Raw genomic sequence first — 26,642 nt, forward strand, 5'->3', positions numbered from 1 at the left:
GGGGCCGGCTGGCGGGTGGTGACGTTGAGCCGGTTGAAGAAGTTGCTGGTGGCCACCCAGAGCACGATCGCGCCGAGTTCCTTCTCGCCGAAGTGCCGGGCCGCCTCCTCCCAGATGTCGTCGGGCACGGCGTCGGCCCGGTCGGCGAGCCGGGTGGCGGCCTCCGCGAGCGCGAGCGCCGCCCGCTCCGCCTCGGTGAAGTACGGGGTCTCCCGCCAGGCGGCCACCGCGAACAGCCGCTCCTCGGTTTCGCCGGCCTTGCGGGCACCCCGGGCACCCGAGTCGACGCAGGCGCCGCACCCGTTGATCTGGCTGACGCGCAGGTGCACCAGCTCCAGCGTGCTGCCCGGCACGCCGGCCGAGTGCGCCGCCTTGTAGAGCAGGTTGATCGCCTTCACGGTGTCCGGCAGCAGGTTGGCGGGGTTCTGGATGCGGGGTTCGATGATCATGTCCGTCGTTCCGTCCTGTTAGGCTGCCCGGCGTCGTCGCGGTGCGACGTCCCGGTTCACTGGGTTGTCGGGCCGCTGGCCGACGGCGTGACAGATGTGGCGGCGGTCACAGGACCGCCCAGGTACGCGCGGGGGTGCACCGGTCATGAGCGACGCCGACCTGCTGGCCCGACGCTTCGAGGAGAACCGGCCACGTCTACGTGCGGTGGCCCAGCGGATGCTGGGCTCCGGCGCCGAGGCCGAGGACGCCGTCCAGGACACCTGGTTGCGGCTGAGCCGGGCCGACGTCACGGGCATCGACAACCTGGCCGGGTGGCTGACGACCTCCGTCGGCCGGGTCTGCCTGGACCGGCTGCGCACGCGGACGACCCGTCCCGAGCAGCCGTGGGACACCGCCGGACCGGAGCCCGACTCGACCGAGGGCGGCCCCGTCGACCCGGAGCGGGAGGCCATGCTGGCCGAGTCGGTCGGCCGGGCGCTCCTGGTCGTCCTGGACACCCTCGCGCCGACCGAGCGGTTCGTGTTCGTGCTGCACGACATGTTCGCGGTCTCGTTCGAGGAGATCGCCGCCGTGGTCGATCGCACCCCGGCCGCCGTTCGCCAGATCGCCAGCCGGGCCCGTCGTCGGGTGCACCAGGACGGGACAGTCGGGGAGACCGACCCGGCCCGTCAGCGGCGGGTGGTCGAGGCGTTCCTCGCCGCCTCCCGGGAGGGTCGGTTCGACGACCTGGTCAGCCTGCTCGACCCGCACGTCGTCATGCGCGCCGATCCGGTGGCCGTGGGCCTCGGGTCGGCCGCCGAGACGCGCGGCTCCGCCGCCATCGCCGGGTTCTTCAACGGCCGCGCCCAGGGGGCGGTGCCGGCGTACGTCGACGGGTTGCCGGGAGCGGTCGTGCAGATCGGCCGGGAGGCCCGCCTCACACTCAGCTTCATCGTCACCGACCGGATCATCGGCATCGAGGTGGTGGCCGACCCGGCACAGCTCGCCACGCTCGAGGTGACCAGCGCAGAGGCGCAGCGGCGGTAGGTCTAGCCCGCCCGGGCGTACTCGGGTAGGCGGCGGGCGACGTCGGCCGGGGAGGGCATCCGGGCGATCTCCTCGGCGATCGCCCGGGCCGCGTCGCGATGCGCGGTGCTCCCGTGGCGCGGCAGCAGCATCCGGGTCTGTTCGGCGACCGCGTCCGCGGTGACCTCATGAGGGAGCAGGCGCAGGGCGGCACCGGCGGCACCGACCGCGTCGGCGTTGGCGAACTGGTCGGCGCCCTGCGGGAGGATCAGTTGCGGGACGCCGACGGCGAGCGCCCCGAGGGTCGTGCCGCTGCCGCCGTGGTGCACCACCACGTCGACGTGCGGCAGCAGCTCCGCCTGCGACACCCAGGGGTGCACGGTCACCCCGTCGGGCAGCTCGCCGAGCCGCTCCGGTGTCACCCGACCGGCGGCCACCACCAGGTCCACGTCCAACCTCGCGAGGCCCGCGATGGCGGTGGCCAGCAGCTCCGGCGTGCCGAACGCGGTGCCGAGGGTCAGATAGACCAGGGGCCGGGACGTACGGCGGCCCGCACCCGTGGACGGCTCGGCCGGTGTCGAGAACGGCACCGGTCGCAGCTCGATCCGGCGCTCGTTGGCGAGGAAGTCCCTGTCCTGCAACGACGGCGGGCAGATGTCGAGGTGCGGGCGGCCGGCGACCTCGGGGTTCCTCGTGGGCAGTTCGAGACCGATGCCGTCGGGAAACATCCGGCCGAACCCGTGCCAGAGGCCGGGGACACCGGCCCGCTGGGCGGCGATGGCCGCACCCGGTAGTCCCCATTCGTGCACGACCAGGTCGGGGCGCAACCGGGCCAGCTCCGGTTCGAGGTCCTCGGCGTACACCTCGTAGAACGCGTCGCCGGGGCGGAACGGCCGCAGGCCGTTCGCGGCCAGCGGCGGGTGCACCTCCGCACCCGCGGCGAAGTGCACCTCGTGACCAGCCTCCCGCGCGGCGACCGCCAGCGGGATCAGCGGGTAGGTGTGGCCTACGGAGGCGAGGCTGGCGAACAGCACACGCATGGCGTCGGACCCTACACTCCGCGCCGCCGCGTCCCGGGCCGGTCGGCGTCGCGTATACGGTGGGCTCCGGTCGGGCCGGTCCACCTGGGGAGGAGCGAGACTGTGCGGCTGCACGTGGGGTGTGCGATGTGGACCCACAGGTCGTGGCAGGGACGCCTGCTGGCGCATCCTCTTGCTCCCCAGGAGCGCCTACGGCACTACGCCGGTTGGTGCGACGCCGTGGAGGGCAACACGACGTTCTACGCGACGCCGACCAGGGAGACGGTGGAGTCGTGGGCCCGGCAGACCGACCCCGCGTTCCGGTTCGTCCTCAAACTCCCCAAGGTCATCACGCACGACCGTCGGCTCACCGACGTCGACGAGCCGCTGGGCGCCTTCCTGGACGCGATCGAGCCGCTCGGCCCGCGCGCCCACGCCCTCTGGATCCAACTGCCCGGGTCGTTCTCCCCCGCCGACGTCCCCACACTGGGCCGCTTCCTGGGCCGGCTCCCCCGGTCACACCGGTACGCCGTGGAGGTGCGCCATCCCGCGTTCTTCGACGACCCCCGCGCGGCCCGGCACCTCACGGACGCACTCGGCGCGGCGGACGCCGAGTGGATTCCCTTCGACACCACCGCGTTTTTCGCCAGCCCGCCGACCAGCGACGCGGAACGGGACGCCTGGACGAAGAAGCCGCGCGTGCCGCTCCGGTCACTCGCGCTGACCGACCGGCCGATCGTGCGCTACCTCGGTCGCGACGACACCGAGCGGACGGTCGAGGGGTGGCAACGGTGGGTCGACGTCACCGCCGACTGGCTGCGCGAGGGGCGCTCGCCGACCATGTTCGTCCACACCCCGGACAACGCCGACGCGCCCGTGCTCGCCCGCCGCTTCCACGACGAGGTACGGGCACGCGTACCCCAGCTCGAACCACTGCCGGAGCCGATCCCGGTCGAGCCTCTCACCCTTTTCTGAGAGGCCGCCGGGGGATCAGCGCCGTCCGCCGACAGGCCAACGGGACGGGATCTTGCCCCCTTCCCGAGGCCCTGCGCGATCAGAAAGCGCGGAAACTTGTGTAGCGCCCGGCCTCGTAGGTGCGGAGCGTGCCCACACCCGTGGCCTGCCCGGAGCAGTCCGAGGTCCGATAGAAGGTGACGTCGGAGACGCCGCTCCACCCGACGTGACTGTCCGCCGTCGGGGGCAGCGCCGTGCAGGCGCCGGTCGGGGCGGGGAAGTTCGCTACCTCCGTGGCAAACGATCCGCTGTAGAAGGTCAGCCCGGATGTCTGTGCCGAGGCGGGCGAGGCCAGGATCCCGAGCCCTGCGGTCATGATCGTGGAGATGGTCAGAACGGCGCCGGTCCTGGCTGCTCGTGCTCGCATGCGCAACTCCAATGCATCGACATCTGTTGAGATCATCGTCGCCGCACTTTGTTGCCATCGCAAGCATTTCTCACGCCGTACACCGATGTGGGCCGGTCGCCGAGATTTTCCGCCGGTGGCCGCTCATTGCGGAAGCTCTCCTTCCGCAATCGTCGATAGCGTGACCAGCGAAGACATCGACGAGAGGACACGCGATGAGCCTGCGAGGCTTCGCCACACTGAACATCTGGGCCGACGACGTCGCCGCGGCCACCGCCTGGTACGCGGAGTTCCTGGGCAAGGACGCCTACTTCCTGCGGGCAGGGCCCGACGGACGCCCCGCGTACACCGAGTTCCGTGTCGGTGACTACCAGGCCGAGCTGGGCATCATCGACCGCAGGTACGCGCCGCCCGGCGCGGCCGGGCCCGGTGGCGCCGTCATGCACTGGCACGTCGACGACCTCGACGCCACCGTGCAGCGCCTGCTGGTAATGGGCGCCACGGAGTACCAGCCGATCACCCCGCACGGCGACGAGGGGTTCGTCACGGCGGCGGTGGTCGACCCGTTCGGCAACGTGCTCGGCGTCATGAACAACCCGCACTACCTCGACGTCCTCTCGTCCATGAAGCCGGCGTGACGTGGACGTGCTCGACTTTCCCGATGCGGCGGCATGGGACTCCTGGCTCGCCGCGCAACACGAGGTGCGGGAAGATGCATGGCTGCGGATCGCCAAACGACACTCCGGGCTCGCCTCGATCACGATCTCGGACGCCCTCGACGTGGCCCTCTGCTACGGCTGGATCGACGGTCACCGCAAGGGCCTCGACGACCAGTCGTTCCTCCAGCGGTACTCGCGCCGTCGCCCCCGAAGCTCGTGGTCGCAGGTCAACGTGGCGAAGGTCGAGGCACTGACGGCGGCCGGACGGATGCGGCCGGCGGGGCTCGCGGAGGTCGCGGCCGCCAAGGCCGACGGGCGGTGGGAGGCGGCGTACGAGGCGCAGCGCACCGCCACCGTCCCACCCGATCTCAGCGCCGCGCTCGCCGGCGACCCCCGCGCGACCGCCGCCTTCGAGCGGCTCGGCCGCACCGCCCGGTACGCCGTGATCCTGCCGCTGCTCAAGGCCCGCACCCCGCAGGCGAGGTCGAAGGTCCTGGCGCAGGCGGTCGCGCGGCTGGCGGCCGCCTGTTGATGGCGTCGGCCTGTCAGGGGTCCCTGGTAGCACTGGCGGCGACACGCGACGCCGATTCGTTGAGGAGACATCCGTGGACACGCGCGAGGCGGCCCGACGGTGGGCCAGGACCTGGGCCGAAGCCTGGCCGACCAAGGACCTCGAGGCGATCGCCGCCCTTCAGACCGAGGACGGCGACCACTGGGCCTCCCTGTTCCGTCCGTACCGCGGGCGTTCCGGCCTTCGGGCCTATCTCGAGGAGTGCTTCGCAGAGGAGACCCGCCCTGCTGAGGTGTGGTTCGCCGAGCCGCAGGTCGACGGCGATGCGGCGGCCGTCGAGTACTGGGCGGTGATTCACATCAAGGACCAACCGGTCACCATCTCCGGCTGCACCGTGCTGCGCTTCGACGAGGCTGGCCTCGTGGCCGAGGCTCGCGACTACTCCCACGTCAAGGACGGGCAGCACGCACCGCCCGCCGGCCTGTTCAGGACAGACCCCGCGGCTCAGTCCTGACCGCCCCGCTCCACCGCCCGCCTTACCAGCGCGGCCGCTTCCTCGGTGTCCAACCCACTGGCGGTCAGCAGGTCGTGAGCCGCCGTCCGGAACTCACCCGCGGCGATCATCCCCGAGTAACCCAGACGGTGGGTGTGTGGGCGGGTGGGGTTCCGCACCGCCTCCCCCTGTGCCCGTCCGACCAGTGCGACGCCCGCCAGGAGTTGCTCGCGCGGCTTCTGCGGCTCTTCATGCTCCCGGATCGTGCATCTCAGGGTCAGCACGCTGTCGGCCAGTAGGTCGATGGCCGCGGGAAACTCCTCCGGAATCGGTTCATCGTCCTTGAGGGCTGTCGTGAGTCGTCTCGCCAGGGACCGACAGCTGTGCAGAGTGCGCTCCAGATGCCGGATGGACTCCGCGTGGAAGGCCAGGGAGTGGCGCTCACGCCAGCGCAGGGGCGCCAATCGCACCACCTCCTGGGCGGCGCTGAGCCCCTCATCGAGCGCGGTGAGCTGGGGGCCGAGGTTCCGCAAACCGCGCAGGCTCCGCTCGGCCTGACCAAGATCGCGGACGCGCAGCGCCGCAGCCAACTCGTGCATGGCCGCGACCGCCGGACCGACGACGGGTTCGGCCAGTCGCAGCAGCGTCCGCTGCGGGTGGATGGGCACCAACAGCAGACCCACCCCCAGCCCGATCAACCCGCCGACGGCGGCATCGACGAAGCGGGGGATCGACAGGTCCCGCACGGGCGGCTCCAGGGTGGCGACGAGCACCGCCGTACCGCCGGCCTGCGTCAGCAGGGAGCCACCACCCTTGAACAGCACGGCGACGATGATCGCCAGCACGACGACCACGCCGGTCTGCCAGGGCCCGATGCCGAACAGCGGCATGAGCGTGTCACCGATGGCGAGCCCGAGGACCACCCCGACCAGCAACTCGACGGTACGCCGCAGGCGTGATCCCATCGCGGCGGCCACGATGCCGACCGCCGTGGTGGGTGCGAAGATCGGGGAGGAATTGTCCAGGAACTGGTACGCCACGAACCAGGCGATCGTCGCAGCGACACCGGCCTGCACGGCGAGCAGACCGAACAGGCGCAACCGCCACGCGCGGGAGCTCAGCGCCCGCCGCCCACGCTCCTGGAGGCTGGCAAACGTCCGACCGACCCGGGACCGCCCGTGCGGTGCCGGGTCGAATTCGGCTGCCGGCTCCTGATTCGCGGGCACGCGCGCCGCTTACCCGCCGCAGGCGAACCTATCCGGCGGGCAGGGGAGGCGGCTCGTCCCGCCCGTCCCGCGGTAACCCGGATGCCGCAGCGACGGCGGCGCCGTTGTCCTCCAGCAGGAAGGTCTCGGGCACGACGAGTGCGTCAGGCCGGCCGAGGACGTCGTGCGGGGCGCGCTGCGTCTCCCTCCACGCCGGCGCAGTGCTGCGTGCCAACACGCATCGACGGCGCTGTTACCATCACCGCCGTGCGCGCGAACCGAATATCCATGAGATCCGGTGGCTGTCATGCTCCCTGACGGACAGGATCCCTACACGATTCTCGGTGTGACGCGTGAATCGTCGGTCGGGGAGATTCGGGAGCGCTACCGGGTTCTCGTGCAGATCTGGCATCCGGACAGGCACCAGTCGAGTCCTGCGAAGGTCCGTGAAGAAGTCACGCGGCAAATGCAGCAGATCAACGCGGCGTACAAGCACCTGACAGATGCGCATGAGCGCGAAGCCCGCGCACGGCAGGATCGCGAGCGGCAGACCCGCGAACGCCAGGAACGTGAACGGCGCGACCGCGAACGTCAGGATCGCGAACGACAGGACCGCGAACGGCGCAGTCGCGAGCGGCAGGAACGCGAACGGCAGGATGGCGAAGGTGACACCGGTGATCGCCGGGATCGCCCGCGGGAGAGCCGTGAACGCCGGGACCGGGAACATTACAGCCGCGAACGCCTGCAGCGGGAACGTGAGACCCGCGAACGCGAGCACCCCAGGGCACAGTGGACATATTCGATGTCCACGGACGCTGGCCAGCTGGACACGCCCTGGAGCAGCGCATCAACTATCCACCCGATTGCCATCTCGCTTCGGTCTGGCGAAACCGGGTTCACGCTTCGAGCATATTTCGACGAACAACGGACCGAGGCGGCCTTCCCCGGCGCCCAGAGGCACCTGCTCCTATTCAGATCCATGGCTTCGATGCGTGCATACCTGGCCAGAACCGAAGCGCACGAGCTCGCCGACATTCCCGATTGGGAAAGCCTCGTGGAGCAAATAGGCAGCACGGCGGAGCCTGACGACGACCACTGCTACGAGTTCGACCTCATCGCGCACAGCCTGCGGTTTGCGCCAACGCAGTGGGTCCCGGAATTGTTCATCACCAACCGTGATCTCATCCGAGAGATCTCGGAGGCGTTCAACCTTGACGACGTGCGGAAACTGCTGACCGTGGGCTCACCCCTGGATCGGCTCGACGACCTGTTTCGGAGCGTCGACAGGCCAATCGCCGGATGGGGCGCCCGTCGCCAGCTTGCTTCTCTGCAAGGAGGGCAGGCCAGCACTGTGTGGCGGAAAGCGGTTCGCGGGATCGAAGATCACGTCCGCTGGCTGCGGTGACCTGCGCCAGGCGGTAGCTGCCTACGACGGCAACGTCAGGTCCGGAGCGCGGGCGGCCCCCCGGAACTCCTGGGCGGGCGCTTGCGCCTTGCGTGGACCTGTCACCTGCTGTCCCCCGTGGGTGGCGACGGCTGCACCGACGTCTTCGAGGCCAGTCGTGCAGCGAGCCGTTCGTCGAGGTATGCGGCCAACCGCGCGTCCTGGTCCGGGGTCAGCGTCGTACGACACAGGTACCGGGGCTCGCGCTGGTCCGCGCAGTCCACTCGGTACGCCTCACGGGAACGGCTGACATGCCGGATCGTCGTCCACGGCACCCGCAGCGAGGCGTGGACGGTGTGCCACTCGATGGCATCGGCGGTGAACACGTACCGCAGGGGCGCCAGTATTTCCGGGTTGCGTCGCACGTGCAGCGGGCCGTTGATCACCCCGGCGAGGCACCACACCACCCCGAACGGGAAGCCGAACAGCCCGGCGAAGAACCACGCGCCCTCGGCCAGAAACGTACCGAGGCTCGTGACGCACAGCAGCAGACCTGCGATGGCAAACAACCGACTGGTTCGGCGCAGTTCCCGCCGCAGCAACCGCACGAACCGAGCATCGGGAGTGACCAGCAGGTCGAACCCGTTCCGGAGCCCTGTGTTGCTGAGCCTCTCGCCCACCACCCGCACCCTCACCGTCTTCAGATCGATCCGTCGACGAAATCTAGACCTTGCCGCGCAACGACGTGGGCCCGCTCTGGCAGATCGAGGGTTGGCTGCTCTGCCCTGCTCCGGCGTCAGGCTGGTGCGGCAGCGACGGGCGATTCGCGGAAGTGGAGCACGATCACGACACCCAGGATGACGATGGCGAGCGGGTCGAACACCAGCGAGATGAGGTTCATGTCGGCTCGCATCCCAGCATCGACGACGGTCAGGGCGAGAAACGCCGCCTTGGTGATGATGGCAGTCGCCGCCGCCGGCACTCTGGCCGGCAGGAAGAAGGCTCCCCAGATGATGGCCGCGCCGAGCGCCGCCTGCAGCACACCCCTGTGCTGGAGCAGCGCCGTGGTCATGGGGTCGGGATCAGCCAACCCGTAACTGCTCGCCAGTAGTCGCGGCCAGAACAACGCAAGTGCGGGCGTCGCGGTGATCGCGCCGACGATGGTGAGGATGACACGCGTCTTCATGCGGCTCTCCAAAGTAGAGCAGACTCGCTGATCGTCAGCCTAGCTGATAATCCGTCGAGCTGACGACTAAACTGCGTGCGTGCTCTCTTCCGAAGCCATCTCCTCGACCACCGGGTACCTCCTGCTGAAGTTGGCTGACCTCGCCAGAGCCAGGATGGAACAGGCACTCCTGCCCTTCCGCCTCCGCGGCCGAGACCTACGGGTACTGGCCTTCGTCCACGACGCGGAACTGTCCCAGCGTGACCTGTGCCGGCAGACGGGGCTCGACCGCACCACGATGGTCGCGGTCATCGACGAACTCGAGGGCAACGGGTACGTCCGGCGCGACCGCAGCTCCAGCGACCGCCGCAAACAAGTCATCAGCATCACCGCAGACGGCCGCACCGCACTGTCGGAAGCCCTCACGGCAGTGCGCCGGGCCGAGGACGACTTCCTCGCTGCCCTCCACAAGGACGAACGGCGCCAGCTTCACCACCAGTTGTCCCTGCTCTACACCGCCCACGATCCCCGGTGCCAGACCGACTAGACGCCGGAACCCGGCGTGTAACCACCTACGCGGACCGGGAAGATCTGTCGGTCAGTCCGTTGAGGACCTTTTCGTCAGGGCCGACCTGCCTCGGCCGACTGGGTGTTCGACCGACGCCGGACGGTCTCCGAGCTCGGTCGCGGGTCACCGTCGTCCCGCCGGCGCTGCCGCGGCCGCGACGCTGATCGTTGCTCGGTGGCCTTCTCCACCACGTCGGGGGCCGCGACGGGTGGTGTGGTGCGGCTCGCCGCGGCGTTCACCAGATCCGGCAGATCCCGCCCGGCCACCAGGGGCAGCTCTCGCGTGACGTCCGCCGCCGGCACCGGCTCGCCCGCCAGGTCGGCGACTCGGGCGACACCTGCCCGTCCCGTCGCGGTTCGCGGCATCGCTGCCGCGCGGCGGACCGTTACCGGCGGCACGTCGGCCGGCTCCGCGACGGCGCCTGGCGCGTCCGTGGTCGACGGCGATTCCGCCCGGCTGACAGCCGACCGGCCTGCTGTGCTGCGCGGCGTCCGGCGCGGCGGGGCTGCCGGCAGGAGCGGGGCGAGTTCCGCGTGAAGCGCCGCCCACTCGGAGGCGCGGGGCGGGTCCGGCTGATCCGTGGTCGAGGTGAGCTGGCCCGTGCCTTCGGACCGCTCCGATCCCGGGCGCTCGGCACCGTCTCCTGCGTGCTGTACGGCGTCCCCGGCCGACTCTGGCCGCACCGGGTCGCCGGAGGCCCCTTCCGCCGCAGGGGTTGCGGGGGCCGCGTCCACGAGCGGCTCGGGGGCGTGGGCGAACGGCCGCTCCGGCGCGTCGGCGAGCAGCCGCGCGGCCGAGGCCAGTGCGACGGGGTCGGGGTGGCGCGTCCGACGCCACCGCCGGCGGCGGCCGCCAGCCGGCAGGTTCCCGGCCAGCACACGCGCAGGTGCCAGATCGGCGGCGATCAGCGCGGTGAGCCCGTCGTAGTCCGCCTGCTCGGCCAGCCGCAGGGCGATCTCGTCGAGGTCGTACACCGCAAGGGCGATGTCCGCGGTGGTGCCGTCCAGTGCTCGGCTGATCTTGCGGCGCAACACCTTCCTGAGCGCCGCCTGCCGCCGCTCGGCGCGAATCTGCGCGCGGGCCGCGTCGAGCGAACCGTACAGCCCGAGGCCGGGATCGGCCTTGGCCAACGAGCGGGCGCGGTGGGTCAGCCACGGGTGTCGCAACCAGTGCCCGACCGGTTCGTACCCCGGCGTCGTGGGTGGCAGCTGCTGCCTGGCGCGCAGCCGGTCCCGCCGCTGATTCTCGCTGCTCATCAGCCACACCAGATAACCGAGCAGCGACATGCCCGCGTAGAAACCGCCTTCGAGGTGGTTGCTGTGAGCCAGCCAGTTGAAGGCGACCGCGGCGGCGGCGATGCCGGCCGACAACACCCGGGACAGAATCGCCCCTTCGCCCAGTCGACGGCGTACGTCAGCGTTCGCCAGCACCACGACGCCGCCCAGCTCCAACGCCCCAACCGCGGGAAGTGCGACGTACCACGGCATGCCGAGCGCTTCCATCGCCCCGGACACCTGGCCCCCGAGCGCGATCAACAGCACGACGACGTAGAACCCAGTGCGCAGCACGGCAACGTGCCGCATCGCCTTGGCCAGCTCCGCGTCCAACACCTCCGGCGGCGGCCCGGCGTCAGACGCCTCGCCCATTGAATCTCCGCCGGTCATCCGAATCTGGTCCGGTTCCTGGAACACGCCGAGCAGGTTCCTCTCTCACCCCGGCCCCGGCCGGACCGGCGCCGCGGCCGCCCGACCCGGCGGTGCCGCCGCCGAGTCGTACCAGAGCCGCGCTCCGGCTGCCGACCGTCGTCCGCCGCATGCTACAAGGTTGCGGGCCGAATTGGAGATCTCCGATACCGCGCCGGGACACCGTACCGCCGCGCCTGCCACCCCTCGACTTCGCACAGGTCCGCATCATCGGTCAGCGCGGTAGGGCGAGCTCCATGCCGTCGCAGTCGCCGTGCTTGACGGGCTGTCTGGCCACTCGGGACTGATGTTGGCGAACGGTCCGCCGGACCGGCGACACCGGTAGCCGGCTGCGCTGCTCTACGGGGACGAAACGATCGGTAGCAAGTCGTCGTCGCGTCCGGTCTGGGGTAGCCCGGCAGCAGCCGCGATGGCCTCGACGGCCTCGTTCAGTCCGGTGGTCTCGGGTAGGACGAGTTCGTCGGGCCAGTCCAGGACGTCATGGGCGGCGTACCAGCCGCTCATGTGCTCGGCGGTGAACTCACCGGCTTGCGGGCGAGTGAGGTGCCGGCGCAGGGTCTCGGCCAGGGACACGTCGAGGTAGCAGAACAGCGACCGGCCGCGGTGGTCGTCCCGCAGGGAGGTCAGCATGCTTCGGTAGCGGCTGCTGTGCATGATGCCCTCCAGCACGACGTGATAGCCGTGGTCCAGCGCAAACCGAACGGTCTGCCCGATCAACGCCGGTGCCGCCCCGCCGGGCTTATCCCGCTCGCGCAGCAGGATGCGGCGCAGGTAGTCCTGCTCGACCAGGGCGCAGCCCCGGCCGTGCCGGCGTCGTAGCTCGCGGGCGATGCTGCTCTTACCGGAGCCGGAGTTGCCCCGGATGCAGACGAGGATCGTGTCCGCGCTGCCAGTGGGTTCAGCGAGCACGATGCCTCCTCGGCTTCACTCGTTACCAACGGTGAGGTCGAGGACAGCGACGGCCAGCCGGGTGAGGTCAGGAAGTTGGTCCTCGCTGAGGGTGACACCGCGCAGGTTGTCCAGCGGCGTCTTGAGGCCCTGGAGCCGGCTGCCCCGCAGATCGGTGCCGTCGAGCTGGCAAGAGTCCAACTCCAGTCCGGTGAGGTCACAAGACCGCAGCGCGATGCGAGGTAGTCGGCAGGAAGACCACGCGCCGTTGGTGAAAGTGCAGTCGGTGAACGCGACCGAGCCGGCGGCGGCGACGCGTTGGAAGGTGGCGTAGTCGAAGCGGCAGCCGTCGAACAGGACGTCCTTGAGGCGTACGTCGGTGAGTCTGGTGCCGGTGAACCGGGAGCCGGTGATCGCGCAACGTTCGATGGTCATGCCGGTCAGGGTCGCGCCGGAGAAGTCGGTGCGGGTGATCTCGCAGCCGTAGAGGCTGCCGCCCTCCCAGGTGCTCTCGCTGAGGTCCACGCCGGTGATCAGGCTGCTCCGGATGCTGGCACCCTCAAGGTGCACACCGCGCCACGCTGCGCCCTCGACGAGGGCCTCGGTGAGGCCGCCGGCCAGGTCCGTGGTGGTGTCGAGGTCGTCCGGTTCGAGGTCCGGCAGCAGGACCTTCACGTCGCCGATCGTGGTGGTGCGCATGTGTCCTCAACCTGTGTGGGCGCGGGGTGGGCACGCACCCCGCGCGTCCCGTGGTGGGGCTACTTCTTCTTGTCCCAGCCGGGCCGACTGTCGAACTTACCCTTGTTATCCCAGGCGGGGCGGTTGTCGAACTTCGCCACGTCGATCGACGCTACCGACCGCTGCGGGTCGACGCCGAGGCGGGCGAGTTGCTCGGGTGCCGCGTTGATGAGGATCGCGAGAGCGTTGGTCATGGTGCTCCTCCTTGAGGGGTGAGGTGGTCGGCGGCGGCGCGAACGAGGGCCTGTCGGGTGGTCCGGCAGTAGGTCGTCTCTCGGGCGATGAACGACGCGTGCTCGAAGTAACGATTGCCGGCCTGGGCGCCGCGGCAGAAGTCGTAGAAGGCGCAGTGATCGGCGCAGTCGTTGAGGGCCGTGACGAACTCGGCGACGTAGTCCAGGTCGCCGGCGCCGGCAAGCATGGCGGTGATCGGCTGATGGAGGACGTTGCCGGCGATGAAGTCGCCGTATCGCGGCTCTGTGATGCCGAGCAGTTCCGGTGACAGCAGCACCACCTGCCCATCCCAAGAGACGGTCGGGATCGGCTCATACGGCGCGTGGTCGACGTGTCCGGCGCGGGTGGCCGCGAGATAGTCGGCCAGCCGGTCCACGTCGCGGATCCGCAGCGGACTGCCGCCGACGCGACGTTCAGCGCCCGTAGACACGAAAAAGGCCCCGACCCAGTGTGAACCACCAGGTCAGAGCCTTGATCGTTGGTGCGCCGCCAGGGACTCGAACCCCGAACCCGCGGATTAAGAGTCCGCTGCTCTGCCAGTTGAGCTAGCGGCGCTCGTCGGCAACGGAGAGAACATTAGCACCCCGCTGAGCCGGGCTCCAATCCGGTTGCCCGGGTCCCCCCTTCGGTCGAGCTTACCGGGCAGAAACGGTCAAATCGACCCGCGCGCGAAGGATGGGGGCGTGGGTCGGGGCGGTGATGCGGCACGATGTCCGCCAGGTACGCGAGAACAGAGGTGGGGATGGCACGGTTCACGCGAGCCGGGGCGGTGGTCGGCGCTCTGACCCTGGCGGCGTCGCTGGCACTGACCGGGTGCGGCGACGAGCAGAAGAAGCCGGAATTCGTGGGCGGGGCCGAGTCGAGCGCGAGCGCCGACCCCGCCACGGGCCAGCCGGAGACGCCGGCTACGCCGAGCGGCCCGGCATTGGCGTTGAATCCGGCCGACGGCACGAAGAACAAGCCGGTGAGCACGGAGATCAGCGCGAAGCTCCCGGACGGCGCGAAGGTCTCCGCGGTCACGCTGACCGCCGAGGGTGGCGGCGCCGTGGAGGGCAAGCTGCGTACTGACGGCTCCTCCTGGGTGCCGTCGGCCCCACTGAAGTACGGCACGCGCTACACGGCCACGGTGACGGCGTCCGCGCCGGACGGCACCAGCAGTCAGGGCACCAGCAACTTCACGACGATGGCCAAGCCGAAGTCGACCATCGGGTCCGGCCTGTACCTCTTCGACGACAAGAGCTACGGGGTGGCCATGCCGGTGGTCACCGAGTTCCACCCGGGCATCCCGAAGAAGGACAGGGCGGCGGTGCAGAAGCGGATGTTCGTCCGCACGGACCCGCCGCAGCCGGGCGCGTGGCACTGGGTCGACAACGGCACGCAGGCCTACTACCGGGCGCCGGAGTACTGGCAGCCGGGCACCACCATCACCGTGCGGATCGCGCTGGCCGGGATGCCGCTCAGCAACGGCAAATACGGCGACATCGACCGCAAGGCCACCGCCAAGATCGGGCGGTCGTTCGTGATGAAGGTCGACAACGCCACCAAGAAGATGACGGTGTTCGAGAACGGCACGCTGGTCCGCACCGTGCCGGTGAGTCTGGGCAAGAAGAGCACCCCGTCGTCCAGCGGCACGATGGTCGTGATGGAGAAGAAGGAAGCCACGACCTTCGACACCCGGGACGACCCGGACCCGGCCAACCGCTACGTCACCGACATCCAGTTCGCACAGCGGCTCACCTGGGGTGGCGAGTACATCCACGCCGCGCCCTGGTCGGAGCACGTGCAGGGGCGGCAGAACGTCTCGCACGGCTGCGTGAACGTGTCGATGGCGAACGCCCGGTGGCTGTTCGACAAGACGCGCATCGGTGACCCGATCACGGTGAAGGGCACCGAGCGCAGGCTGGCGGCCGGCAACGGGTGGACGGCGTGGAGCCTGAGCTGGTCGCAGTTCGTCAAGGGCAGCGCGCTGCCAGTGCCCGCGGGCGGGTCGGGCCCGCTGCTCTGAGCCATCCGGCGTCCGCGCCGGCCCGTGCGACGGTACGGGTCGGCGCGTACCCTTGCACTGCCCGCGACGCGGCGGCGCTGGCGCGGCCCCGTAGACCCGGCACGGAGACGAGCGAGGCTCACGAAACGCCGGATTCTAGCAAAATTCCGGCATCATCGTCGGCGTGTTCCGGTTCACCCTCGGCAACCGGGGCCGGTTCTGGCGCGTCTGTAGGAGACGATGGGTCAGCGACCACGACTGTGAGGACATCATGCGAGCTAGCCAGGACCAGCTGATCCGGCGCGGTGGGCGACGCCGGGTGTTCGCGGCGGGGCTTCTCGCCGTGGCGCTGGCCTTCACCTCCGCCTGCACCGACGGCAAGGGCGACAAGCCGTCCTCGTGGCAGGGCGGCGGCGAGAGCCCGGCACCGAAGGCGGCGGCGACCATCAGCGAGCCGGCGACCGACGCCAAGGACGTGCCGGCGTCCACCGGCATCACCTTCACCACGAAGGACGCCGTGCAGACCGCCGTCGAGCTCAAGGACGCGGCTGGCAAAACGGTCGAGGGCACCCTCTCCGCGGACGGCAAGACCTGGCTGCCGGCCGGCGCCCTGGCGTACGGGACGAGCTACACGGCCACGGTGACCGCCACCGGCGACGACGGGCGTCCCGCCACCGCGACCAGCACCTTCACCACCATGGCCAAGCCGTCCAACCAGATCCGGGTCAGCAGCTTCCTCGGCGACAACCAGGTGGTCGGGGTCGGGATGCCGCTGATCGTGAAGTTCAGCCGGGGCATCCCGGAGGACTACCGCGACGACGTGCAGCGGCGGATGACGGTGACCTCGACGCCGGCCCAGGAGGGCATCTGGCACTGGGTCAGCCCCACCGAGATCCGCTACCGGCCGAAGGAGTTCTGGAAGGCCGACAGCAAGGTTTCCTACCGGGTGCAGGCCGGCGGCCTGCCGCTGGGCAACGGCTGGTACGGCCGGGCCGACCTCAGCGTAGACATCAAGATCGGCGCTGCCGTGGTCATGACGGTGGACAACAAGACCAAGCGGATGACGGTGACCCGGAACGGCTCCCTCATCAAGACCATTCCGGTCAGCCTCGGCAAGAAGGCCACCCCGTCGTCCAGCGGCACCATGGTGGTGATCGAGAAGCTGCGCAAGACGGTCTTCGACACCATGGAGGAGCTGGGCCCGGAGGAGGGCTACCGCACGAAGATCGACTTTGCCCAGCGGCTCACGTGGGGCGGGGAGTTCATCCACGCGGCCCCCTGGTCCGAGGGGCAGCAGGGCAGCGTGAACGTGTCGCACGGCTGTGTGAACGTGTCGATGGCCAACGGTGACTGGCTGTTCAAGAACACCCAGATCGGCGACCCGATCACGGTCAAGGGCACCGAGCGCAAGCTCCAGAACGGCAACGGCTGGACCGACTGGAACATGAGCTGGGACGAGTACGTCAAGGGCAGCGCCATCCCGTACGAGCCGCCGGCCGACCCGGACACCACGCCGACCCCCGAGGCCGGCGTCCCGACGCCCACGCCCACCGCCTGACATCGCACCGAAAGACGCCCCCTCCACGGAGGGGGCGTCTTCGTGTGGTCCAGGCACGGGGTTTGCTCCACACGAATCAGGCCCCCTCGTTGGAGGGGGCCTGATCTGCGGATGCTGCGATCCACTAGCTGGGTGACTGATGGGAATTGAACCCACGACAACCGGGACCACAACCCGGTGCTCTGCCAACTGAGCTACAGCCACCATGCCGCCGTCGCCCGGTCGATCGCCCCGGGCGGGGTGCGGACCAATAATAGCCACACCGCCGCCGACCGCGTCCAGCGGGTTCCCGCGTCGCCCGGAAGGCGCTCCGGGACCAGCGCCGGGGTCAGAGCTGGGCGGCGATGCCCTTGGCGGTCTCCACGTCCGGGCCGGGCAGCGGGACGAAGACCGTCCGCCGGTAGTACTCCAACTCCCGGATGCTCTCCCGGATGTCGGCCAGCGCCCGGTGCGCCAGGCCCTTCTGCGGCTGACCGAAGTACACGCGGGGGTACCAGCGGCGGCACAGCTCCTTGATCGACGAGACGTCGATCATGCGGTAGTGCAGGTGCGCGTCGAGGCGGGGCATGTCCCGGGCGATGAAGCCCCGGTCGGTGGCGATCGAGTTGCCGCACAGCGGCGCGGTACGCGGATCCTTGACGAAACCGCTGACGTACTCCAGGACCAGGTCCTCGGCCTCGGCCAGGGTCACGGCGGAGCGGCGCACCTCGTCGGTGAGGCCGGACTTGGCGTGCATCGTCCGGACGATCTCCGGCATCGCCTCCAGCGCGGCCTCGTCGGCGTGGATCACCACGTCGACGCCGTCACCCAGCACGTTGAGGTCAGGATCGGTGACCAGTGCCGCAACCTCGATCAGCTTGTCCCTGCCAAGGTCCAACCCGGTCATTTCACAGTCGATCCAGACGAGGAGATCAGCCACCGGGACAGCCTACGCGCAGCCCACGACCCGCGGCTGCGCGCTCTCGGCGGAGCAGACCGCTAGGGTTTCGGAGTGCCAGCCGAACCCGTCGCACCGCCAGCCGTCACCGACGAGGATCCCGGCGGCCGTACGGTCCGTCGGTTGGTCACGGTGGTGGCCCTGATCGCCGTGCTGCCGGCGCTCTACCTGCCCGGCCTGGTGCACAACTTCTTCGACCTCAAGATCTACATGTCCGCGATGGACTGGTGGACGGCGGGCAACCCGCTCTACGACTACGTCCAGCCCGACCGGGTGCAGGGCGAGCTGTACTTCACGTACCCGCCGTTCAGCGCGCTGCTGCTCTGGCCGTTCGGTCTGATCCGGCTCGGCGCCACCGTGACGATCTTCACGGTGCTCACCGTGCTGGCCGTGGTGCTGACCACCCGCTGGCTGGTGACGCCGGTGATCGCCCGACACAACCTGCCACGCGCGTTCACCCTGACCGTCGCGGTGCTGCTGGTGCTCGCGGTGGAGAGCACCCGCGAGACGATCACCTTCGGGCAGATCAACATGTTGCTGGTCGTGCTGATCCTGGCCGACCTGCTGTTCGCCGTGCCGCAGGCGCGACGCTGGGCCGGGGTCGGCATCGGCCTGGCGACGGCCCTCAAGCTCTTCCCCGGCATCTTCATCGTGTACCTGCTGGCCACCCGCCGGTGGCGGGCCGCGGCGGTGGCGAGCGCGACCGCCGCGGCGGCGACCCTGCTCGCGGCGGCGATCGCGCCGCGTGACTCGTGGCGGTTCTGGACCCACGAGCTGTGGGCCACCGAGCGGGTGGGCCGCACCGACTACACCGGTAACCAGTCGCTGTTCGGCCTGCTCAGCCGGTTCAGCGCGCCGGAGAAGCCGGACCGGCTGCTGTGGCTGCTGGTGGTCGCCGTGGTTGCCGGCTACGGGCTGTGGCGGGCGGTCCGCGCCGCCCGGGCCGGCGACGCGTTGACCGGCCTGGCCCTGACCGGGTTGGTCGGGGCCCTGGCGAGCCCGATCACCTGGACTCACCACATCTACTGGTTCGTCCCGGCGGTGGTGCTGTTGGCGGACGCGGCGCTGAGCGCGGACCGGCCGGACGAGGCCCGTCGGCGACGGTGGCTGGCTGGGCTCGCCGTGGGCACCACCGCCCTGATCATCTACGGCGTGGTGTCGTTCCACGACTGGGGTGTGGCCCCGGTCCGCACCGACGACCCGGTGGATTTCGTGCTGCGCAACGGTTACGTGCTGCTCAGCCTGCTGCTGCTGGTGGCGCTGCCGATCCGGGGTGGCCGCGAGGTGGAAAAGTCGCACCAAATGGACACAGCTGTCTAGTAGCCGCTTTCGGCGCTAATCTGGTCTCACCTACCTCAAGCGTCGCTCGGGTAGCACCGATCCCCCGGTGAAGGTGGCCCTCCGCGTCGGCAGCGCGGAGGGCCGCCCGCCGTTCCGTCCACCGCCACCGGCCGAGCTGTCGGCTCCGGAGTGGCCGGTGGCCACGCCAGGCTCAGCGCCACCTCCGGCGGTCGGGGCAGGCGGGCCGGCGGGTCCAGGTCGGCGAGGCTGGTCGGCCGGGTCGGCACGGCGGTGATCGCCCTCTCGCCCAGGCTGGAACCGACCGAGGTGAGCTGCCGCCCGGCCGGCAGCGACCGCGTCGCCGCGGCGTCCCCGGCGGGCGGGGCGCCCAGGCCGCTCAACGAGCTGACCCCGAGCCGCCCCGCGAGCACCGGCACCTGGTCCGGCTCGACCACGAAGACCACCTCGCGCGGGCGCAGCGGTCGCAGCAGGAGCAGCACGGCGCACACCACCAGCAGCACCCCCACGGCCAGCAGCCCCCAGGTGGCCGGGGTGGTCCAGGCCGCCCGCAACTCGGCGCGCAGGTCCAGGGCGAGGTCGCTCCCACCGTCGGGACGCATCACCACCAGGCTCATCGGCTCGCCGGCCAGATCGTCCGCGCTCCACTCCAGCGAGCCGATCCCCTCGCGTACCCAGAACGGGCGACCCAGCGGCGTGGGTGACGCGACGGCTGCCGGAGCGCCGACGGCCGGGCCGGCCGGATCCGTCCGGACCGGCAGCGGACCCCGGGCCAGTGCCACCCGGCGGACCGAGGCGTGCGGGACCGGCTCCAGGAAGCGGCGCACCTCGGCGGTGGGCGCCAGGCCCACGAAGGCCGGGCCGTCCGGCGTGCGGGCGTCCAGGCGCAGCCGGGTCTGCGCGGTACGGGTGAACGGCGCCTCCTGCCGCAGCAGTCGGTCGAGGTCGGTGACCACGACTGCGTGGCCGGGCGTGCGGACCGTCTCGAACCGGGCGGCGAAGGTCCCCCCGGGGTCGGCGTGCCGGGTCACCAGCCAGAGCGCGCCACCGGCGAACAGCGCCGGAATCCCGATGACCAACAGCAGCACTCCGGCGATCGCCCGCACGAATCGCATCCGCTCCGTCTCCCTCCGTAGCCAGGTACCCGGCAGACCTTACCGACGTACGCCGGCTGATCAGGGGATATCCACGGCACGGCTGCCTCCGGCCCCGGGAAAGCACACTGGCCCGCCGGATCGCTCCGGCGGGCCAGCGGGTGTGGCCGTGCTCAGGACTTGGCGGCCGGCTCCCGCCGGGAGCGGGCGAAGGCCAGCCCACCCAGCACCAGACCGGCCAGACCGGCGACGAGCCCGGCGACGCCGAGGCCGACCGCCGTGCCCTCGCCCTCGTCATCGTCGTCATCGTCGGTGGTCGCGACGGCTGCGGCGGCGGGCGCGGCCGACGCCGACGGCGCCGCGGCGGTCAGGGCGAGCACCGGCGCCGGCTTCTCCGGCTCCTCGCCGCCCGGGTTGGGGTCGTCGATCCAGCGCACCACGCTGCCGTCCGAGTAGGTCTGCAGGGTCTTGAAGACCATCATGTCGATCTTCGGCAGCGGCCCCATCGAGACCGGGAACTCCTGGAACTGGCCGGGCTTCACCGCCGCGTCGCCGGTGGCCGTCCAGGTCAGCTTGGACACCGCCTCGGTGATCGGGCTGCCGTGCACCTCGATCGGCGGGTCCACCTTGCGCTTCTCCACGGCGACCGTCCACCCGGGCACCGGCATGGTCGACACCGAGCCGATCGGGGCGTTCTCCGGCAGCACCACTTCCAGCTTGGTGGTCGACGCGGTGTCGCTCTCGTTGGGCACCCGGAACGCCACCCGCGCGTAGCCGCCCTGAGTCGCCTCCTTCGGGTTCACCGTGACGTGGGCGAACGCCGGACCGGCGAAGCCGAGGACGGCGGTGGCGACGGCGGTGAACGCCAGGGCGGTGGCGGCGGTTGCGGTACGCCGGAGACGGGTCATGGGATTCGGGAACCTCTCTAACGGATGGGCACGGTGGCGGTCACCGTGGCCTGGTCGATGTCGGACGTACGCGCGGTGACCCGCAGTTGCCAGTCACCCGCGGCCGGCAGGCTGACGTCGCCGTAGGCGTGGTTGTCCGTCAGCGGCAGCAACGGGATCTCGATCGGCTCGATCCCGGCCGAGGGCAGCGCGGCGGTCGCCCGCCACTCCACCACCGGCTGTGGCCGGTTGTCCTTGGTGTACGCGTACAGGTGCAGCGAGTTGTTGCCCCGCTCGGCCGGGTCCAGCTCGACCTGCATGGAGAAGAGCGGACTGGACAGGGTCGTGGTGAAGAGACCGGCCTGGGTGCCGGCCGGCTCGGCCACGGCGGTCCGCGCGGGCGTGGTCTGCACCAGGGTCGCGGACAGGCCCAGCACCACGACGGTGACGACCAGCTCCACCAGGACCGCCCGGCGCACCGGCGCCGGCCGCTGCGCCGCGGTGCGCCGGCGCACCAGGTGCCGGGAGTACGCGGCCACGGCGATCACCAGCGCGAACAGCCCGATCTTCGCCAGCAGCAGCCGCCCGTACGTGGTGCCGAACAGGGCGTCCAGCGTCGCCACCTCGATCAACGCCTGGACGGTGCCGGCCAGCAGCAGCGCCGAGACGGCGAGCGCCGCCCAGCGCGACCAGATGGGCAGGATCGCGCCCAACTCACGCTCGTCGGCCTGCCGGAGCAGGAAGCCGCCGAGCATCAGCAGGCCGCCCAGCCAGACCGCCATGCTGCCCAGGTGGACCGCGTCGACCACCACGGAGACCGCCGGCGCCGGTGACGCCGCCGGGTGCCCGGCCAGCGGCCAGGTCAGCAGGGCGGCCCCGCCGAGCACGGCCAGGATGATCGCGTCGGAACGGCCGGTCGGCCGGGCCAGCAGCGGCCGGAGCAGGAACGCCGAGGCCGCCAGCAGGCCGAGCCGCACCAGGTGGGCGGCGCCGAAGGCGCTGCCGAACACACTGCCGAACCCCTCGCCGGTGACGTCGAAGAGGCCACCGCCGGCGGTGTAGGGCACCTGCAGCCACAGGTCGGCGAGGGTGGCGACGGCCACCAGGCCGAGGCCGGTCCAGGCCAGCCGGGCCGGGCCGCGCCGGGACAGCCGTCGCGGCCACAGCGCCGCGAGCACCAGCGCCGGGCCGATCAGCAGCACCAGGCCGGCGTAGCCGAGGAAACGGGCCACCTTCACCGCGTTGCCGACCACCGGGTTGGCCCGGCTGTCGTCACCGGAGTCGACCGGCGGTGTCGAGGGTGCGCCGACGGAGTAGGTGAACGCGCCGGAGACCGGGTGGCTGTCGGCGGAGATCACCCGGAAGCTGACCAGGTAGGTGCCGCGCTCGCCGGCCGGGTCCACCGGGATCGTCACCGTGGCGCCGTCGAAGCGGGGCTCACCCCGGTCGGCCCGCGAGCCGTCCGGCGCGACGACCCGGATCTTGCCGGGGACCTTGCGCACCGACTCACTGAAGGTGAGGACCACCTCGGCCGGGCCGCTCGGCACGACGGCCGAGGCAGCCGGGCTGCTGGACTGCAGCACCGCGTGGGCACTGGCCGGGGTGGCCGGGGCGATCAGCAGGACGACGACGGTGACCAGGAGGCCGGCGGTGGCGGCCAACCGGGCGAGCCAGCGGCGGGGGGCGACAGTCATGCTCGCCATGCTCGCCGACCGGACCGGATCTCGGCGACCCGAGTGTGTGGGCGACTCACCCGCGCCCCGCCAGTGCCGGCGTGAGCGGCCGGTCCGTCTCCCCGGTGCGGCCGAGCGCCCACAGCAACCCCGCCTGCACCACGGCGGCCAGGTGACCGACCTCGTGCACCAGCGCGGTGGTCGAGTTGGCGATGTCCACCGCGCTGGTGCCGGCCAGGCAGACCGCCAGCACCAGGGCCACCGGCAGGAACGCCCGGGCCCGCTCCGGCCGCCAGGCGGCCAGCGCGAAGCCCACCGCCAGTGCCACGTCGAACGAGGCCATCTCCCGGCTGGTGTGCGGGTCAACCGACACGCCCAGCCCGGCGAGCAGGATCGGCAGCGCGATCGCCAACTGGGCCACCGCGGCCACCGCCACCGCGACCCGCAGCACCTGCCGGCGGGCCTGCCGGACGGCGGCCGGGCTGCGGCGGGCGGCATCGGCGGCGACCGCGGCCAGCACCGCGGCGGTGAGGTCGGGCACCTCCACCGGTTGCACCCGGGCCAGTCGGGTCACCTGTTCGGCGCGGGCCAGCCAGGCCCGGCAACCGGCGCAGGTGGCAGTGTGCGCGTCCAGCGCCGCCGAGGACGTCTGCGGGTCCTCCCCGTCCAGCCGCGCCGACAGCGCCGCGCGTACGTGGTCGCAAGTCATGACGGGTAGTCGGCCCACGGCGGGGAAAAGTTCCCGACGTGGCGCAGACCATCCAGGGGCGAAGGGACCTGTCGTCGCGCCGCGCGCCGCGTAACCTGGTTTGTCGTGATCCCCGTCCCGCGTGACACCGGTGCCGCCGGTCCGGCCGACCCGGCCGGTGGCGTCGCCCGGGACGCGGCCACCGAGTGGGCGTTGACCGCGCGCGACGGTGACCCGACCGCCCAGGCCGCGTTCGTCCGGCTGACCCAGGTCGAGGTCTGGCGCTTCGCCGCCGCGCTGGTGGACCCGGACAGCGCCGACGATCTGACCCAGGAGACGTACCTGCGGGCGTTCCGGGCGCTGCCCGCGTTCGAGGGTCGCTCCAGCGTCCGGACGTGGCTGCTCGGCATCGCCCGTCGGGCCTGCGCCGATCATCTGCGCACGGTGGTCCGCCGTCGGCGACTCGACGAACGGCTGGCGGCCAACGCCTACACCGACCGACCGCACCCGGACCCGGCCGGTCAGCTCGGTGCCGCCGACCTGGTCCGGCGGTTGAGCGCCGAGCGGCGTGCCGCGTTCGTGCTCACCCAACTGCTCGGCCTGTCGTACGCCGAGGCAGCGGCCGTCGAAGGGGTGCCGGTGGGCACCATCCGCTCCCGGGTCGCCCGGGCCCGTGACGACCTGGTCGAGGCGGTCGGCGACGCCCTGACCGGCTGAGCCGGGAACTTCCGGGGCGGACGGGACGACAAATGACCGTGACAGCACCTTCCACCCGGGCCGCCCGCTGGTCCGCCGTCCGGCCCTGGCTCGGCATCGCGGCCCGACTGGGCCTCGCCGCCGTCTGGCTGGTCGCCGGCGCGTCGAAGGTCGGTGACCTGGCCGCCTCCGGCCGGGCCGTCAACGCCTACCAGGTGATGCCGTACGACGTGGCGACCGTGGTCGGTGCCGCGCTGCCCTTCGTCGAGCTGGCACTCGGCGTGCTCCTGCTGCTCGGGCTGGCCACCCGGCTCAGCGCGGCGGTCTCCGCCGCACTGCTGGTGGTCTTCATCGCGGGCATCGCCTCGGCCTGGACGCGTGGCCTGGCCATCGACTGCGGCTGCTTCGGCAGTGGCGGGCAGCTCGCGCAGGGGCAGGCACCGAGTTACCTCCCGGAGATCCTGCGGGACCTGGGATTCTTGGTGTTGGCCGGATTCCTCCTGATCTGGCCGCGTACGCCCGTCTCGGTGGACGGGTGGCTGTCCGCCGAACCCGCTGTGGAGGACGAGGATGAGTAGTCGCAAGGGGCAGCGGGACGCGGCCCGGGTGGTCCGCCAGCAACTGGCTCGCGAACGGCGCCGCCGACGCACGATCTGGGTCTCCGCCGCCGCGGTCGCCGTGCTGGTCATCGCCGGTCTGATCGGCTGGACCGTCTGGTCCGGCCAACGCTCGGACAACTTCACCACCCCGCCGGGCGCCAACGCGGACGGCACCGGCATCGTCACCGGCGGCGGGCCGGTCACCGTCGACGTCTACGAGGACTTCCTCTGCCCGGCCTGCAAGCAGTTCGAGCAGGCCAGCGGGGCGACCCTGGAGCAGTTGGTGGCCGAGAACAAGGCGAAGGTGGTCTACCACCCGGTGGCGTACCTCAACCGCTTCTCCACCACCGAGTACTCCACCCGCTCCTCGGCCTCCTCCGGCTGCGCGGCGGCCGGCGGCAAGTTCCGCGAGTACGCCAAGGCGCTCTTCGACCAGCAGCCGCCGGAGGGCAGCGCCGGGCTCACCGACGACCAGTTGATCGACATCGGAGCCGGCGTCGGGCTCGACCGGGCCTCGTTCGCCGGCTGCGTGAAGGACAGCACGTACCGGACGTGGACGGAGCACGTCACCGACGAGGCCAGCCGCAGCGACGTCACCGGCACGCCGACCATCCTGGTCAACGGTCAGCCGCTCGCCGACCGCAGCCCGCAGGGCCTCACCGCGGCAGTGGCGGCGGCCGACTAGTGCTCCGTACCCTGCTGGCCCGCGCCGGCCTGGTCGCCACCGCCGCCTGCGCGGCCACCCTGCTGACCGCGGCCCCCGCCGCCGCGCACGGCGCGGACGCGCCGGACGGCACCGACTACCGCACCCGCACCAGCGGCGTCGCGCCCGCCCGACCCGGCCTGGAGGTACGGGTGGTCGAGGCGGGCGCCCGCCTGGAGCTGACCAACCGCACCGGCCGACCGATCGAGGTGATCGGCTACTCCGGCGAGCCGTACCTGCGCATCGGCCCGGACGGGGTGTTCGAGAACAGCCGGTCCCCCGCGACCTACCTGAACCGCACGATCGCCGGTGACACGACGCTGCCCGCCGAGGCCGACCCCGCGGCCGCGCCGTCCTGGCGGCGGATCGCCGACGGGACCACGGTGCGCTGGCACGACCAACGGGCGCTGTGGCGGGAGTCGGCACCGCCGGACGCCGTGCGCGCCGCGCCCGAGCGCGAGCACCGGGTCCGGGACTGGGCGATCCCGCTGCGCGACGGGAGCGACCCGGTGCAGATCCGCGGCACGCTGGACTGGGTGCCGCCGCCGGACGCGTACACCTGGTGGGTCGTGACGATCGTGGGAGTGCTCGCGGTGGGTGCGCTCGGCCTGCTCGCCGCCGCCGCTCCGGCCGGCGCGCGGGCGCTGTCCGCGCTGGGCGCGCTGCTCGTCGCCGGCGGCGCGGTCGCCGTGCTGTACCCGGTGGGCCGGGAGGTGGACGCCGGCGCCCAGGGTGTGGGAGGCGTGCTCGTCGGGCTGCTGTCCGGGCAGATCTGGTCGCTGCTCACCGGCCTCGGCGCGATCGCCGCCGGCTGCTACGCGCTGGCCCGCCGCCCGGCCGCCGACTTCGCGGTGGCGCTGGCCGGTGCCTGCCTGGCGCTCTTCGCCGGGGTGGCCAACGCGGCGGTGTTCGCCCGTTCCGTCGCCCCGGTCCCCTGGCCGGCCGAGGTCGCCCGGGTCATGGTGGCGTTGGCGCTGGTCACCGGCGCGGGCGCGACGGCCGCCGGCATCCTGCGCCTACACGCCGCCTCCCGAACCCCCACCCCCGCGCAAACCTGACCCCTTCTCCCGCGATCTTGCGCTTTCTGCCGCCGATTCACGGCTTTCGCGCCTATTGCCGGGGCAGCAACTGCAAGATCGCCG

29 protein-coding genes, 2 tRNA genes and 1 pseudogene are annotated in these 26,642 nt (G+C 71.4%); 14 read left to right on the forward strand and 18 right to left on the reverse strand.

Annotation, left to right across the window (positions count from 1 at the left end; genetic code table 11):
- Nucleotides 1-449, reverse strand: a 449-nt coding sequence (locus tag M8C17_RS22390; protein WP_252418497.1) for a carboxymuconolactone decarboxylase family protein, incomplete at its 3' end; no start/stop codon positions are given.
- A gap of 145 nt (nt 450-594) precedes the next feature.
- On the opposite strand from M8C17_RS22390, the gene M8C17_RS22395 reads away from it, so the two are divergent.
- Nucleotides 595-1,476 carry a sigma-70 family RNA polymerase sigma factor gene (locus M8C17_RS22395; RefSeq protein ID WP_252418498.1) on the forward strand — a complete coding sequence of 294 codons (882 nt, stop codon included), beginning with the start codon at nt 595-597 and terminating at the stop codon, nt 1,474-1,476.
- Nucleotides 1,477-1,478: 2 nt separating this feature from the next.
- Here the strand turns inward: M8C17_RS22395 and M8C17_RS22400 are convergent, their stop codons facing one another.
- A complete protein-coding gene (locus tag M8C17_RS22400; protein WP_252418499.1) occupies nt 1,479-2,495 on the reverse strand; it encodes a glycosyltransferase in 1,017 nt (338 codons plus the stop codon).
- A 126-nt stretch (nt 2,496-2,621) separates the two neighbouring features.
- On the opposite strand from M8C17_RS22400, the gene M8C17_RS22405 reads away from it, so the two are divergent.
- A complete protein-coding gene (locus M8C17_RS22405) occupies nt 2,622-3,449 on the forward strand; it encodes a DUF72 domain-containing protein (RefSeq protein WP_252418500.1) in 828 nt (275 codons plus the stop codon).
- 79 nt (nt 3,450-3,528) lie between these two features.
- Here M8C17_RS22405 and M8C17_RS22410 read toward each other — a convergent pair whose 3' ends face one another.
- Nucleotides 3,529-3,855 carry a hypothetical protein gene (locus M8C17_RS22410; protein ID WP_252418501.1) on the reverse strand — a complete coding sequence of 109 codons (327 nt, stop codon included), beginning with the start codon at nt 3,853-3,855 and terminating at the stop codon, nt 3,529-3,531.
- A 194-nt stretch (nt 3,856-4,049) separates the two neighbouring features.
- On the opposite strand from M8C17_RS22410, the gene M8C17_RS22415 reads away from it, so the two are divergent.
- From M8C17_RS22415 to M8C17_RS22425, 3 genes are all read left to right on the forward strand, one after another.
- On the forward strand, nt 4,050-4,472 hold the full coding sequence (locus tag M8C17_RS22415) for a VOC family protein (protein WP_252418502.1): 423 nt from the start codon (nt 4,050-4,052) through the stop codon (nt 4,470-4,472).
- A gap of 1 nt (nt 4,473) precedes the next feature.
- Nucleotides 4,474-5,025 carry a YdeI family protein gene (locus M8C17_RS32200; RefSeq protein ID WP_252418503.1) on the forward strand — a complete coding sequence of 184 codons (552 nt, stop codon included), beginning with the start codon at nt 4,474-4,476 and terminating at the stop codon, nt 5,023-5,025.
- A gap of 73 nt (nt 5,026-5,098) precedes the next feature.
- Nucleotides 5,099-5,518: a nuclear transport factor 2 family protein gene (locus tag M8C17_RS22425; protein WP_252418504.1), complete on the forward strand. Its 420-nt coding sequence runs from the start codon at nt 5,099-5,101 to the stop codon at nt 5,516-5,518.
- Here M8C17_RS22425 and M8C17_RS22430 read toward each other — a convergent pair.
- Nucleotides 5,509-6,723, reverse strand: a complete 1,215-nt coding sequence (locus tag M8C17_RS22430; protein ID WP_252418505.1) for an aromatic acid exporter family protein — start codon at nt 6,721-6,723, stop codon at nt 5,509-5,511. The genes M8C17_RS22425 and M8C17_RS22430 overlap by 10 nt on opposite strands.
- A 286-nt stretch (nt 6,724-7,009) precedes the next feature.
- On the opposite strand from M8C17_RS22430, the gene M8C17_RS22435 reads away from it, so the two are divergent.
- Nucleotides 7,010-8,107 carry a J domain-containing protein gene (locus M8C17_RS22435; protein WP_252418653.1) on the forward strand — a complete coding sequence of 366 codons (1,098 nt, stop codon included), beginning with the start codon at nt 7,010-7,012 and terminating at the stop codon, nt 8,105-8,107.
- A 101-nt stretch (nt 8,108-8,208) separates the two neighbouring features.
- Here M8C17_RS22435 and M8C17_RS22440 read toward each other — a convergent pair whose 3' ends face one another.
- Nucleotides 8,209-8,766 (reverse strand): hypothetical protein, encoded by a 558-nt coding sequence (locus M8C17_RS22440; RefSeq protein WP_252418506.1) that lies wholly within the window; start codon nt 8,764-8,766, stop codon nt 8,209-8,211.
- Nucleotides 8,767-8,882: 116 nt separating this feature from the next.
- On the reverse strand, nt 8,883-9,272 hold the full coding sequence (locus M8C17_RS22445; protein ID WP_252418507.1) for a hypothetical protein: 390 nt from the start codon (nt 9,270-9,272) through the stop codon (nt 8,883-8,885).
- A gap of 79 nt (nt 9,273-9,351) precedes the next feature.
- Between M8C17_RS22445 and M8C17_RS22450 the strand changes: the two genes are divergently transcribed.
- Complete coding sequence (locus M8C17_RS22450) at nt 9,352-9,798, forward strand: MarR family winged helix-turn-helix transcriptional regulator (protein ID WP_252418508.1); 447 nt, start codon at nt 9,352-9,354, stop codon at nt 9,796-9,798.
- Nucleotides 9,799-9,872: 74 nt separating this feature from the next.
- On the opposite strand, the gene M8C17_RS22455 is transcribed toward M8C17_RS22450, so the two are convergent.
- The 6 genes and pseudogenes from M8C17_RS22455 to M8C17_RS22480 form a co-directional block, all read right to left on the reverse strand.
- Nucleotides 9,873-11,465 (reverse strand): hypothetical protein, encoded by a 1,593-nt coding sequence (locus tag M8C17_RS22455; RefSeq protein WP_252418509.1) that lies wholly within the window; start codon nt 11,463-11,465, stop codon nt 9,873-9,875.
- A gap of 396 nt (nt 11,466-11,861) precedes the next feature.
- Complete coding sequence (locus M8C17_RS22460) at nt 11,862-12,431, reverse strand: kinase (protein WP_252418510.1); 570 nt, start codon at nt 12,429-12,431, stop codon at nt 11,862-11,864.
- 15 nt (nt 12,432-12,446) lie between these two features.
- Nucleotides 12,447-13,109, reverse strand: a complete 663-nt coding sequence (locus M8C17_RS22465) for a pentapeptide repeat-containing protein (protein ID WP_252418511.1) — start codon at nt 13,107-13,109, stop codon at nt 12,447-12,449.
- A gap of 59 nt (nt 13,110-13,168) precedes the next feature.
- Nucleotides 13,169-13,342 (reverse strand): multiple cyclophane-containing RiPP AmcA, encoded by a 174-nt coding sequence (gene amcA / locus M8C17_RS22470; protein ID WP_252418512.1) that lies wholly within the window; start codon nt 13,340-13,342, stop codon nt 13,169-13,171.
- Nucleotides 13,339-13,794 (reverse strand): annotated as a pseudogene (locus M8C17_RS22475) (radical SAM protein); the annotation flags it as partial. The pseudogene M8C17_RS22475 and the gene amcA, both read right to left, overlap by 4 nt.
- Before the next feature lie 67 nt (nt 13,795-13,861).
- Nucleotides 13,862-13,937: transfer RNA gene (locus M8C17_RS22480), tRNA-Lys, on the reverse strand.
- A gap of 187 nt (nt 13,938-14,124) precedes the next feature.
- On the opposite strand from M8C17_RS22480, the gene M8C17_RS22485 reads away from it, so the two are divergent.
- Nucleotides 14,125-15,387, forward strand: a complete 1,263-nt coding sequence (locus tag M8C17_RS22485; protein ID WP_252418513.1) for an Ig-like domain-containing protein — start codon at nt 14,125-14,127, stop codon at nt 15,385-15,387.
- A gap of 250 nt (nt 15,388-15,637) precedes the next feature.
- Nucleotides 15,638-16,924 carry an Ig-like domain-containing protein gene (locus M8C17_RS22490; protein WP_252418654.1) on the forward strand — a complete coding sequence of 429 codons (1,287 nt, stop codon included), beginning with the start codon at nt 15,638-15,640 and terminating at the stop codon, nt 16,922-16,924.
- Nucleotides 16,925-17,055: 131 nt separating this feature from the next.
- On the opposite strand, the gene M8C17_RS22495 is transcribed toward M8C17_RS22490, so the two are convergent.
- Nucleotides 17,056-17,128, reverse strand: a tRNA-His gene (locus M8C17_RS22495).
- 124 nt (nt 17,129-17,252) lie between these two features.
- Nucleotides 17,253-17,843: an oligoribonuclease gene (gene orn / locus M8C17_RS22500; protein ID WP_308209580.1), complete on the reverse strand. Its 591-nt coding sequence runs from the start codon at nt 17,841-17,843 to the stop codon at nt 17,253-17,255.
- Nucleotides 17,844-17,915: 72 nt separating this feature from the next.
- Here orn and M8C17_RS22505 point away from each other — a divergent pair, with 72 nt between their 5' ends.
- Nucleotides 17,916-19,181, forward strand: a complete 1,266-nt coding sequence (locus M8C17_RS22505; RefSeq protein ID WP_252418514.1) for a glycosyltransferase 87 family protein — start codon at nt 17,916-17,918, stop codon at nt 19,179-19,181.
- Between the two features lie 35 nt (nt 19,182-19,216).
- Here M8C17_RS22505 and M8C17_RS32340 read toward each other — a convergent pair whose 3' ends face one another.
- From M8C17_RS32340 to M8C17_RS22525, 4 genes are all read right to left on the reverse strand, one after another.
- Nucleotides 19,217-20,275, reverse strand: a complete 1,059-nt coding sequence (locus M8C17_RS32340) for a hypothetical protein (protein ID WP_374558874.1) — start codon at nt 20,273-20,275, stop codon at nt 19,217-19,219.
- A gap of 152 nt (nt 20,276-20,427) precedes the next feature.
- Nucleotides 20,428-21,162, reverse strand: coding sequence for a YcnI family protein (locus tag M8C17_RS22515; protein ID WP_252418515.1), 735 nt, complete (start codon nt 21,160-21,162; stop codon nt 20,428-20,430).
- A gap of 17 nt (nt 21,163-21,179) precedes the next feature.
- Nucleotides 21,180-22,844 carry a copper resistance CopC/CopD family protein gene (locus tag M8C17_RS22520; RefSeq protein WP_252418516.1) on the reverse strand — a complete coding sequence of 555 codons (1,665 nt, stop codon included), beginning with the start codon at nt 22,842-22,844 and terminating at the stop codon, nt 21,180-21,182.
- Nucleotides 22,845-22,890: 46 nt separating this feature from the next.
- Nucleotides 22,891-23,523, reverse strand: coding sequence for a zf-HC2 domain-containing protein (locus tag M8C17_RS22525; protein ID WP_252418517.1), 633 nt, complete (start codon nt 23,521-23,523; stop codon nt 22,891-22,893).
- A gap of 105 nt (nt 23,524-23,628) precedes the next feature.
- On the opposite strand from M8C17_RS22525, the gene M8C17_RS22530 reads away from it, so the two are divergent.
- From M8C17_RS22530 to M8C17_RS22545, 4 genes are read left to right on the forward strand one after another with little or no spacing between them, the layout of a single operon-like run.
- The gene (locus M8C17_RS22530; RefSeq protein ID WP_252418518.1) at nt 23,629-24,219 is read left to right on the forward strand and encodes a sigma-70 family RNA polymerase sigma factor; all 591 of its coding nucleotides are present in this window, start codon (nt 23,629-23,631) and stop codon (nt 24,217-24,219) included.
- Between the two features lie 32 nt (nt 24,220-24,251).
- Complete coding sequence (locus tag M8C17_RS22535) at nt 24,252-24,776, forward strand: MauE/DoxX family redox-associated membrane protein (RefSeq protein WP_252418519.1); 525 nt, start codon at nt 24,252-24,254, stop codon at nt 24,774-24,776.
- On the forward strand, nt 24,769-25,482 hold the full coding sequence (locus M8C17_RS22540) for a thioredoxin domain-containing protein (RefSeq protein ID WP_252418520.1): 714 nt from the start codon (nt 24,769-24,771) through the stop codon (nt 25,480-25,482). Before M8C17_RS22535 ends, M8C17_RS22540 begins: the two co-directional genes overlap by 8 nt.
- Nucleotides 25,482-26,558, forward strand: a complete 1,077-nt coding sequence (locus M8C17_RS22545; protein WP_252418521.1) for a hypothetical protein — start codon at nt 25,482-25,484, stop codon at nt 26,556-26,558. Before M8C17_RS22540 ends, M8C17_RS22545 begins: the two co-directional genes overlap by 1 nt.
- The last annotated feature ends 84 nt before the right edge of the window (nt 26,559-26,642 follow it).

It is taken from the genome of Micromonospora sp. RHAY321, assembly GCF_023896955.1.
Lineage (GTDB): Bacteria > Actinomycetota > Actinomycetes > Mycobacteriales > Micromonosporaceae > Micromonospora.